Here is a 10,034-nt window from a genome sequence, read left to right on the forward strand (position 1 = left end):
AAGCCTTTATTTAAACAAACTCTATTCGCAAGCGCGCGCAAAACTAGACCGCCTTGAAATACCGTATTTTGGTATTCGTGTAGCTGAGCCACACGCCGACGGTTGCACTCACTGGCATATGCTTTTATGGATGCCAGCGCGTTACTACGACCAAGTTAACCATTTATTACGCCGCTACTTTACCCGCGACGACCGCGAGGTATTTTTTCAGCGTTTTAAAAACCGCAAAGCATTACGTGCCCGCTACACAAAAGCGCGCCGTATTTGGGGTTTAAACAAATCTAAAAAAGTGTACACGCGTGCACCAATTAAAAACTACTTTCCGAGTAGTCCACGCTATACCGCTATCAAAATGCTACCTGCAACGGTAGATAAAAACGGTAAAAAATCAGGTGGGGCAGCAGCCTATGTTGCTAAGTACGTAAGCAAAAATATTGATGGCTTTGCACTGGCAAACGAATTTGATGCCGAAACAGGCGAAAAGCTCACCCAAGCAGTTAACCCAGTTAAAGCATGGGCCAGCACGTGGGGTATTAGGCAGTTTCAGTTTCAAAAATCACCCTCTATTACTATTTGGCGCGAACTGCGCCGAGTGCGCGAAGAAGTGCAAGGCAACGAGCAGCTAGAGCAAATACGCCAAGCCGCCGACAAGGGCGACTTTAAAACCTTTGTTACCTTAATGGGTGGCTTTGGTATTGGCCGCGATGCCCGTTTTAAACCTGCCTACCAACACACCGAATACGGTAACGAATACGCCGAATTTACCAAACGCTTAAAAGGCGTTGAAGACACAACAGGCCTTTGCACGTTAGTAACTCGCTTACATACCTGGTCTAAGCAAACCATAGGCACCGCAGCAAACGATAACACCGCTGCAATTGATGGGCAGGATGCTAACAACGTCGGCGCAGCCGACCTACCTTGGACTAGTGGGAATAATCGTACGCCTTTAGCTGTAGGGCATACAGACGAATTATTGCTAGACATGATCGGTTTTACCAAAAAACAGATCGCAAGCGTTAAAAAGGATCTGATTGCAGGTAAGCGGGTTAAAAATAACGGCCATATTTACCTAATAAAAGACGGCCACTTAGTGGTACTGGACGAAGCAGCGCAGCAAAAAGAGCATCGCCAGCTATCTATTGACGAAATAGCCCGTACTGAAGCCAAAAAACACACCCCAGCAGTAGACGAGCAAACCCCCAAACCATGTGACGACCTATTAAACATGTTTACAGGCGCTCAAATGAAGCAGTTAAACCAAGGCGGCAACGTTATTAGAGCCAACCGCGTGTACTACCTGCAAGAACGTGAGCTACACAGCTTTGAAAAACTCGATATGGCAAAACCTAAAAAGCCAATAACGCTAGCCCCAACCGAAAAACACTACGCATACGCCCGTGAGCTTTACGACCTAGCGCACATGTATGCAGAGCTTGACGGGCGTAACACCCCATCAAACACCCAATTTAGTAAAGGTAATGCCGACATTATTGGTGATTTAGATTTAGCTCGATTAGTATTGAACGGTGAAGCAACGGCCATCAGTGATAATGATTGGTGGGCAATAGATTTAATGGCCTAACTGTACACGTTAATTACTTAATTAGCAGGTACAGTTAGGCTAGCTGTACTCAGGGTTTAATTAATCCCTGAGTACAGATAAGAGCTAGCAACAAATAAGGAATAACGGTTTTGAGGGAAGATTTCAAAGAATTTTGGAGTGCACACAGGCTACTTTTAGTAACAATACTTACGCTAGTAGTGGCTCTTATCGGTGGTTATCTAATATTAATTAGTGCTAAAAGCCATGTTGAGTTTTGGCCTGCGATAGGTAGCTGGGTTGGTGGCGTCGCTACGGTGTATGCCGTGTGTATAGCAATTATTGAATATAAAAATAGAAAGAGACTTGATGGAGCTTATGAATTATTAGATTTCGCAGGATTAGTAGGGGGGGACTTGTATATTGCTTGGAACGAGTTATGTATAAATTTAATCAGTTCAAATTCATTTCGTGAATTACACATTAACAATGAAGATATTGTTAATCATACTAAAGCCTATACAACGTCATTAAAAGAAATAGGGAATCTACATCTAAAGTTTATGAATTGTTTGAATAAGTTTCATTTTTTGGCATATAGTTTAAAGTTTATTTCTCCAAAAAAGTACATTCTTGTAAAGGATGAAATATTGAATATTAATAACTTCCTAAAAGACTTTAATGAATATACAAAAGTTATCGATTTTGCAAATAAAAACAGTTTGAACCCTGACTACTTAACTGATTTTAGAAAGTTATCAGATAAAATAAGTAAAAAAGATTATCGAGGTGGCACCTTAAATATAAGTAAAGATCATGAATGGAAAATGTATTTAGAAAATGCACGAACGACAGTATTTCAGCCTTTGTTAGCAAAGTTAAAAACTCTTAATTGACAAATTACAGTTCAGCGGACAGAATAATAGGGCAACAGCAAAATCTGTTGTCGAGTTTGGTCGCTCGATTTACAAAGGCGTAGTAAATAACACGCCACTCATATATGCGTGTTTTTTTATGCTCACTTCTTTATGGTAGGNCCGCCTGCCACCCTTATTTTGGTCGATGAGTTTGGTAGGTTTCCAATATACAAAGGAGACTGCTATGTCTATTCAAATTACCCAAGATTTAAGTTCTGCTATTTCAATCAATGGTGATCAAATCACTACCACGTCACTAAAGGTTGCTGAGTTCTTTAGTAAGCGTCATGCACATATAATAGAAAAAATTAAAAATCTTGATTGCTCCGACAAATTTACATTAACCAACTTTTCGGTTCATGTTCAAAAAGTTGATATTGGCAACGGTGCAAAACGTGATAGTAAAGTGTACCAAATGACTAAAGACGGCTTTATGTTTTTAGTAATGGGTTTTACGGGCAAAAAAGCCGCACTGATTAAAGAGGCTTACATAAATGCGTTTAACCAAATGGCTAATAAACTCTACGGCTTACCAACAAAGCCAATTACCCCAGCACTGCCGCAACATACACCACACCCATATTTTGATACAGACGTAGCTTTTAGCAATGTTAACCACATCAAAGCACTGGCAGTAAAAGATCCCTGCATAGAACTGGGTAGTACCATAGCAACATGCTCTTTAACCGTGGCACGTATATTTAACCGCCCACATGATGAAATAATTGATTTAATACGTAACTTAAAATGCTCAACCGATTTTAAATACAGCAACTTTAGCGCGGAGTTAATAGGGGATATCACCAGCGGCCAGTTTGTATTTTACATAACCAAAGACGGCCTAACCTTTTTAATGATGGACTTAAACCTAGGCGCTGATATTAAAGAAGGCTACATACGCGAGTTTAACGCCAAAAAGCGCGCCCAACTCTTTGGCCACCCCACACCAGACAACACTCGATTTTTAGCCCCACTAGGAAAAGCGGGTGATCAGTTAGCAAAATATTAATATTTAAAAAACTCATCAACCAAATGATGTCGCTTTTTTTCTTGAAATTGTATTAAAGTAACAAAACTAACGTTGGTAAATTATTGGAGAAAGATATGGAATCAAACAATAAAGAGGCTGCTAATGCACAATATATTAATCACTTTGAAGAAGACTTTGAAACTTGGGTAAACCAAAAGTCATTAATTGCTTTAAGTGAGTTTGGTGCTGAGGGAATAAAGCCAGCAGTTCAAGCATTGGTAAATGAGTACCATGAAGTGAAAGGTGCTTTTAGCCCAGTAGATATACCTAATTTTAATACGCTTAAATTTTTCGTGAGCTTTTCTGGTGCCTCGGAAGAACATAGTAACCAAAATGAAAGTATTGAAATTTTAGAAGTTGCAAAAAGAATTATAAGTGAAGGAAAGCCTTAATTTAATAAACTTGCAAACTTAAAAAACGCTACTAAATTTAATAATGCGAAAGGTGAATATGTTTTTATATAACCCACAACGGATGTGGGTTTTTTATGCCTAAAATAAAGTTAGGCCTAAAGCCCAATTAATTCTAATTGTTGTTCTCGAGGTAAGTTTTTAATAAGACCTGCGGCGATTTGCGCAGTGGTTTTACACGGAGGATTTAAGAAGTGATCAAACGATTGGGTAATACGGAACGTAGCCCCGCACTCTTTAGTATTTGTACACGAGCAATATAAATTAACCACATGCGCGCTTTGCTTTTCACGAGATGTGATCGTCGCTTTAGCTTCACAATTTGGACAAGTAACTCGCGCCATAACATTCACCAATCGTTAATAAAATACACACTGTCATTATATACAGTGGTTGCATGTATGCCAAACAACCATTTAACTATTAACTGAGAACCAAAAAGCTCCAAAATTCACTCCATCCGTGCAAAAGTGTGTCAAATTGAAACCTAGTTTTTATTGATCCCATAAATTTTTTCATTAGCTATTTTTTAAGTAATTTGTTAGAACTATATTAAACATAGACGTGATATCAGTAGAAATATGTGTGATACGCGAACTATTAAAATATTAGTTTTATTATATACCCCATCATATTAAGGAGAATAGTTGATGTTCGAATACAAAATGATTCAAATTCCACCAAATATTGCAGTTCAAATGAAAGCTCATAAAGGGAATGAGGCGGCTGCCTACCTAGAGAATGTAGTAAATCAATATGCATCCAAAGGATGGGAATTTCAACGTGTAGATAGTATAGGTGTTGAAGTTCAACCTGGATGTATGGATGCTTTAAGTGGTAAAAAAGCTAACAGCAGCAGTTATTATGTAATTACATTCCGTAAAAAGAAATAATTTTGGTTTGGCTTTCTATAAAATTAATATATTTTTATCGTATTATTGCACCTCAGAGATTGCGTAACTCATGCTTATTTGAGCCAACGTGCTCAGAATACGCTATATTAGCTCTGAAAAAATATGGTTTTTTCAGAGGGTGGTTTCTTTCATTTAAACGAATATCTAGCTGTAAGCAACCAAACGGGGGAATTGACTACCCATGAATATAGCAAGTATGAAGAGTAAATTAGTAGTAATTAACAGCCCCTTGGTTAGACGAAAACCCTTTAATTGACATGCATTGAAAAACCAAGCGTTAGCTCCTAGCTAGCGCTTTTTTATTAGTGATTCTTAAACTTTGAGCGCTCGGTTCTAAATTAAAATTAAGCTGCAATTTACTGCCAATTTCATGATCCCTTGCTACTTCATCACTCATTAATTTAATTAGCGGTTTAGTTTCGTTTTTAAAATACATGGCATTGTATTGAGTGAGTAGTCGAGACTTGCCGCAAATTATGAGCTGAGAACCAAAAGGCTAAAAAATTCACTCCTCCTCGCCTTCCGCTTTCGTGCAAAAAACGCGTCAAATTGACAACTTTTGTGACATGCTATTTTTAGCTAGGCCTTGCACTAAAAGGATCTGAGAGATACTTAAAAAAGATCTGGATGTCAAAGCTGTGACAATGTTTGACATAAAGTGACAACAAAAAGATCAAATAGGTGGTGATTTACCTGACATTGAAATATCATTAATTCATTATCAGTTAAGTGATAAATAAATTATGAATTATTTATACAAAGGCTCACAAAGCCAAGAGCGGTTAGATGCACTATTGTCGTTTGGTAAAAGCACTAGTGAAGATATAAAAGCAGCACTCAGTGATTACTTAGTTCGCGGTATTAGCAAAACCAATGCAGCAACACTTAATGGTGTGCCTGGGCCAAATTTTACAAGGGCACTTAAGCGTCTTGAAGTTGTTGCTGGAAAAATTGAAAAGATTAAAGAACTAGATTGGTAAACAATAGCATTTGAGGTGATTAGGTAAATTGGGTGAACACTATTGCCTAGATATTCTCGTTAATTTGATGTAATTTACTATCGACTATTTAAATAAAATCATAAGGAACTTGATTATGCATACCCCAATTCAATTTTATGTCACCTTGCCATTTGACCTTTTTCGACTTGGCCGTAAAACAAAAGCTAAGTTTGACTATATTCGTACTACACCACCAAGAGAGGAAGAACAGACTTGGGATGTAAGAGTTTACAAAAAGAATGATATTGACTTTGTTGACAGTAAATCGGGTGGCTTATCACTATTTAATTACAGAAACCCTAAATTTGGTACGCTGTGGTGGAAGTTACCAGCCAAATCTAAAATGCCGCACGGTCTGCATGTTTCACTAGATGATGGAGGATCGCTAGGTAAAAATCATTTTACTATTAGACCTCTATATGACATGCCTGTAACTCTGTATTTAGATAAGTTAAATCAATTAGATTCGATGGCTATTCCTTGTTTTATCGGTGTACCAAATCAAGATGTAGGATAATTATGTTTTCACAATTAGAACTTAGATTAATAAAAAGCACCCTTAAGAATCGGATTGAAAAAGAAACAGCAGAGCTAAAATTACTTGATGAAGATAGTGATGAATATATGGAAAAAGCGAATGACTTAATGGTACTTGATACGTTAGTTTCTAAAATCGATAACTCACAGCATTAAGGAAATTAATGAGTAACTTTAGTGAATTATTTTTTACTTTGGTAGCGTTAACATTAGCAATTTTAATTATTGCAATTCCTATACTAGTAGATGTCGCAAAACAAAATTGGAAAAAACGTTTTAGAGAACAAATTAAGGCTGGCATTATAAACTCTAGTTTAACTTACGAAGATATGTTGCATATTGCAGAGCGTTGGTCTCAAGATAGAAAGGCTATACTTCTTTGTTTGAGAATACTTCATTCCGATGCTATCAGTGGAGACAATGAGAAGTTATCAGGATCATTTGAGCTCTTAAGAAAGTTAATCTCTCAACATCAGACTAATGAACCGTATGCGGAACTTCCTGAAAATATTGGCTTACAGCTTAGTAATATTAAACAAGAGTTAAGAGAAGAAAGAAGTAACTCGATAACACAATTAGCAGCTTCGCTCAGCGTTCTTTATTCATCCAATATACAAGAATTGTCTAAACAAAAAAAATTAACCTTTTGGGGCTTTATTGTCGGAATGCTCGGGTTTATCGTGGGTGTTGGTAGTCTATATGCAAGTTTCAAAGGTGTTTAAATTACCTAGAAAAAAGCGCTAACTAGCGCTTTTCTTACCTTTGCTCTTGTTTCCCCAAAACGCTCTAAACAATCGCATTAACCCAAGCGTTGAAACCGCAATACCTACAATCACAAATTCAAAGTACCAGGGGGCGCCGTTATAGCCCATTGCCTGCCAACCTTTGTGCATATACGGTTGCATGGAGGGGATAAAGTGACACACAAATAACCCTAAAAAGAATAAAATGATCACTTCATCCATGATGGTTTTGTCGCGGTTTTTTAAAACCAGTAAGTCATAATCAGCGTCGTTTTGTTCGGCCTGCATACAGCGTTTTGCTTTGGCATTAAACTGTGCAATTTTAAAGTTGTTTTCAGCGCGTGCTACATCGGCGGCCANATTTCTGCCGCTATGCGTTTACGCTCAACATAGCCGCCTGTTAAATCGGCTATAGGGTCAGTAATAAATGAAACCAGTGTTTTTAACCATCCCATTATTTTATCCCCCTGATTAATTTTATAAACGCTTTAGGGTTTTTGCTAAACGCTTTAATTAGCTTGTCGAACCCTTCTAAAATGTGTGGTGCTGCATACGCTGTTACGCCAATCACACCCGTTTTTAGGCTTTCGTCAAAGCCGCGCCACTCACAAAACATAGCCGCTAAGTACGCTGCAAAAATAGCAACGAGCACGTTCATACAGTAATGAAAAAACGTAAATTGCTTTTTGCTTAAATACATTTGAATAGCGGCTGCTAAAAAGCTCAACATAAATAAACGCCCCCATTGTTTAATAAACTCTGTTACATCTATCCAGCTCATGCGGCTTCCTTGGTAGTTGGGTTTAAGTCTGAATACTCAGGCTCTTTAAATTCAATATGCTGCGCGGCAGGCAAGTAGTTATTAATGCCTAATACGTCTTGCTGCAGGGGCACAACTTCGTTGTTGTAATAGGCGCGAGTAATTTTGTCTAAGTCGCCAAAGCCTGGGCTGTCGCCAGATGATTGGCCGCTCAGTGCTTCTTGCGCACGGTGCATGCTGAGCATGTCGTTAAGCGTAATTTTTTTAATGCGCTCAAATTCGTCTTTGGTTGATATGTCGCCCACCGGTGTAATGTTTATCGCTTTTTCAGCATCGGCTTTATTACTGCGAAAATTAAAAAACAAACTTCTAAAGTTACCCACGCCTTTGCTGTCGCGTATGGCATTTTTAAGGGCTGTTTCATCATCAGCGCTTAAATTAGGGTCGGCCATTGAGAATATAAAGCCCATGTGCGCACCGTTCTTGTAATAGCGGCGACGAAATAGCGTGGCATCTTCATTAAGCAAAGCCGACTGAATACCNCCGCCGTAATATTGCGGGATGCCATAAATGCCTTGCCCGGGGTCGTATTCTTTTACGTGTATTATTTCACCCGCATTAAAATAAATAGGATTATGGCTTTGGTTACTTAATTGCGCATACACACCGCGTTTATCGGTATAACGCATAGTGAGTGCAGGCAAATGGCGCAGCTTAATAATTTGCCCAAACGAATTTTTAATAATTTGCAAATAGGCGTTACCGCTCCACAGCAAATCAAACGCAAATTTGCTAAGGGCTTGATGGCTTAAAAGTGGGTTAGGCTTATACCACTTTAAAATCATGTTGCGCTTAAAGTAGAGTATTGGCCCATGCTGGGCATTTACGCGCAGTAGTTTAACCAAGCCTTGCAAATTAATGGGCGGGGCATAAACGCCGTTACTGTCACTAAACACCCCAACGTAATCAGTTAGCCGGTTGTCTAAGCAGGGCTCCGGATCGCCAAAGCTAAACGTATCGGTTANGTTACCGCTGTGCGTTGGTTGTAGTTTGGCGCTTGGCCGTTACTTACTTGTAATCGTGGTTTACTCATTAAGCTGCAATTCCTACAGATGTTTGACGGCTATGGGCGTTACCGTCGAGTGGTTCAAATAACATGGCGTGCATAATTGCCCACGCAATATCGGCATGGCCTGTTGTCGCGGTGCGGTTTGTCGCATAGGTAATTTGGTCGCCTACCACTTTGCGGCGAATATTAATGAACGAGCTGGCAATATTTACCGNGGTTTTGAATAACGTTAATGGCTTTAATTACCATGCGGTTTTTAATAATGGGGTTGTAATGAATCGGCTCAGCATTAGGGTAAAACTTAGTAATAAGCTCCCACACACCATAACCAATGCCGGTGGTGTCTACGCCAATATGCACAACGTTGTATTTTTCGGTGAGGTGTTTTATCTCGTTTGCCATGGCTTCAAAGTCGTTACCGCTTAAATCAAGTGCTTCTAGCAGTAAAAACTTTTCGCCTGGCTTCATGGGCGCACTTAAAATGGCAACACTAGCTTTATCGCCAAAGCGGGCAGGGTCAAAACCAATCACAACAGGGCGCAGGCCAAACGGGCGCTCGTAAGCTAAATCAAAGTCGCTCCACTTAGTCGAGTCGCCCACGCAGTTCATCAATTGTTTAAGGTTAAACGCACTGTGCGCATCATCAATAAACTTACACATAAACAAGTTATTAAACTCATCTACGCTGTATTCGTTTTCAAGTACGCCAATATCAATACGGTCAAAGCCACTGGTTACTACATCGTAAACCGTGAGCATTTGTCGCCAAATACCGTCGTCACACAGCTGGCCGTTTTTTAGGTTTTTATGGCTTACATCTATGGCAAATTCAGGATCGTTACACGCTTTTGTTTTGCGGTACCATTTACCGTTCCAATGGTCGTAGGCTTCGTGGCTGGTAACCGATGGCGTACTAAAATAGGTTATTCGTAAATGTTTATGCGTTGCCATAGCCTGCGCCAAACCGCGCAGCGACTTATATTTAGGTATCCAAAATACTTCATCAATATATAAATCGCCGGATTCTGATTGTGCAGTACGGGCATTGGTTGACTTAAATATTAGTTTAACGGTTTTACCGCCGGCTAAATTAAGCACCATAGGCGAGCC

Annotated in this window: 11 protein-coding genes and 3 pseudogenes; 9 read left to right on the plus strand and 5 right to left on the minus strand. The window is 39.2% G+C overall.

Annotation, left to right across the window (positions count from 1 at the left end; all coding sequences use genetic code 11):
* From L654_RS01000000126255 to L654_RS0116460, 4 genes are all read left to right on the plus strand, one after another.
* On the plus strand, nucleotides 1-1,585 hold a 1,585-nt coding region (locus tag L654_RS01000000126255; protein WP_024608479.1), incomplete at its 5' end, for a replication endonuclease.
* Between the two features lie 110 nt (nucleotides 1,586-1,695).
* On the plus strand, nucleotides 1,696-2,439 hold the full coding sequence (locus tag L654_RS0116450) for a hypothetical protein (protein WP_024608480.1): 744 nt from the start codon (nucleotides 1,696-1,698) through the stop codon (nucleotides 2,437-2,439).
* A 205-nt stretch (nucleotides 2,440-2,644) separates the two neighbouring features.
* A complete protein-coding gene (locus L654_RS1000000127995) occupies nucleotides 2,645-3,469 on the plus strand; it encodes a Rha family transcriptional regulator (protein WP_024608481.1) in 825 nt (274 codons plus the stop codon).
* 95 nt (nucleotides 3,470-3,564) lie between these two features.
* Nucleotides 3,565-3,882: a hypothetical protein gene (locus L654_RS0116460; RefSeq protein WP_024608482.1), complete on the plus strand. Its 318-nt coding sequence runs from the start codon at nucleotides 3,565-3,567 to the stop codon at nucleotides 3,880-3,882.
* 116 nt (nucleotides 3,883-3,998) lie between these two features.
* Here L654_RS0116460 and L654_RS0116465 read toward each other — a convergent pair whose 3' ends face one another.
* Nucleotides 3,999-4,244, minus strand: a complete 246-nt coding sequence (locus L654_RS0116465; RefSeq protein ID WP_024608483.1) for an ogr/Delta-like zinc finger family protein — start codon at nucleotides 4,242-4,244, stop codon at nucleotides 3,999-4,001.
* 306 nt (nucleotides 4,245-4,550) lie between these two features.
* Here L654_RS0116465 and L654_RS0116470 point away from each other — a divergent pair, with 306 nt between their 5' ends.
* From L654_RS0116470 to L654_RS0116495, 5 genes are all read left to right on the plus strand, one after another.
* Nucleotides 4,551-4,793: a hypothetical protein gene (locus L654_RS0116470; RefSeq protein ID WP_024608484.1), complete on the plus strand. Its 243-nt coding sequence runs from the start codon at nucleotides 4,551-4,553 to the stop codon at nucleotides 4,791-4,793.
* 764 nt (nucleotides 4,794-5,557) lie between these two features.
* Nucleotides 5,558-5,794: a hypothetical protein gene (locus tag L654_RS0116480; protein ID WP_024608485.1), complete on the plus strand. Its 237-nt coding sequence runs from the start codon at nucleotides 5,558-5,560 to the stop codon at nucleotides 5,792-5,794.
* Nucleotides 5,795-5,909: 115 nt separating this feature from the next.
* The gene (locus tag L654_RS0116485; RefSeq protein ID WP_024608486.1) at nucleotides 5,910-6,332 is read left to right on the plus strand and encodes a hypothetical protein; all 423 of its coding nucleotides are present in this window, start codon (nucleotides 5,910-5,912) and stop codon (nucleotides 6,330-6,332) included.
* A gap of 2 nt (nucleotides 6,333-6,334) precedes the next feature.
* Nucleotides 6,335-6,508, plus strand: coding sequence for a hypothetical protein (locus L654_RS1000000128340; RefSeq protein ID WP_225305763.1), 174 nt, complete (start codon nucleotides 6,335-6,337; stop codon nucleotides 6,506-6,508).
* An 8-nt stretch (nucleotides 6,509-6,516) separates the two neighbouring features.
* Nucleotides 6,517-7,074, plus strand: coding sequence for a hypothetical protein (locus L654_RS0116495; protein ID WP_024608487.1), 558 nt, complete (start codon nucleotides 6,517-6,519; stop codon nucleotides 7,072-7,074).
* A gap of 18 nt (nucleotides 7,075-7,092) precedes the next feature.
* On the opposite strand, the pseudogene L654_RS01000000126260 reads toward L654_RS0116495, so the two are convergent.
* From L654_RS01000000126260 to L654_RS01000000126270, 4 genes and pseudogenes are all read right to left on the minus strand, one after another.
* Nucleotides 7,093-7,550, minus strand: a pseudogene (locus L654_RS01000000126260) (hypothetical protein).
* On the minus strand, nucleotides 7,550-7,876 hold the full coding sequence (locus tag L654_RS0116505; protein WP_024608488.1) for a phage holin family protein: 327 nt from the start codon (nucleotides 7,874-7,876) through the stop codon (nucleotides 7,550-7,552). The pseudogene L654_RS01000000126260 and the gene L654_RS0116505 overlap by 1 nt, the downstream one beginning before the upstream one ends.
* Nucleotides 7,873-8,948, minus strand: a pseudogene (locus tag L654_RS01000000126265) (phage portal protein). The gene L654_RS0116505 and the pseudogene L654_RS01000000126265 overlap by 4 nt, the downstream one beginning before the upstream one ends.
* Nucleotides 8,948-10,034 (minus strand): annotated as a pseudogene (locus tag L654_RS01000000126270) (terminase family protein); the annotation flags it as partial. The pseudogenes L654_RS01000000126265 and L654_RS01000000126270, both read right to left, overlap by 1 nt.

It is taken from the genome of Pseudoalteromonas sp. TAB23, from assembly GCF_000498075.1.
Classification (GTDB): Bacteria; Pseudomonadota; Gammaproteobacteria; order Enterobacterales; family Alteromonadaceae; genus Pseudoalteromonas; species Pseudoalteromonas arctica.

Excerpts from the sequence above, each read along its gene's own strand:
- L654_RS0116480 (WP_024608485.1), top strand. The coding sequence starts at position 5,558 with ATGAATTATTTATACAAAGGCTCACAAAGCCAAGAGCGGTTAGATGCA.
- L654_RS0116470 (WP_024608484.1), top strand. The coding sequence starts at position 4,551 with ATGTTCGAATACAAAATGATTCAAATTCCACCAAATATTGCAGTTCAA.
- L654_RS0116505 (WP_024608488.1), bottom strand. The coding sequence starts at position 7,876 with ATGAGCTGGATAGATGTAACAGAGTTTATTAAACAATGGGGGCGTTTA.
- L654_RS0116495 (WP_024608487.1), top strand. The coding sequence starts at position 6,517 with ATGAGTAACTTTAGTGAATTATTTTTTACTTTGGTAGCGTTAACATTA.
- L654_RS0116460 (WP_024608482.1), top strand. The coding sequence starts at position 3,565 with ATGGAATCAAACAATAAAGAGGCTGCTAATGCACAATATATTAATCAC.
- L654_RS0116485 (WP_024608486.1), top strand. The coding sequence starts at position 5,910 with ATGCATACCCCAATTCAATTTTATGTCACCTTGCCATTTGACCTTTTT.
- L654_RS1000000128340 (WP_225305763.1), top strand. The coding sequence starts at position 6,335 with ATGTTTTCACAATTAGAACTTAGATTAATAAAAAGCACCCTTAAGAAT.
- L654_RS1000000127995 (WP_024608481.1), top strand. The coding sequence starts at position 2,645 with ATGTCTATTCAAATTACCCAAGATTTAAGTTCTGCTATTTCAATCAAT.
- L654_RS0116465 (WP_024608483.1), bottom strand. The coding sequence starts at position 4,244 with ATGGCGCGAGTTACTTGTCCAAATTGTGAAGCTAAAGCGACGATCACA.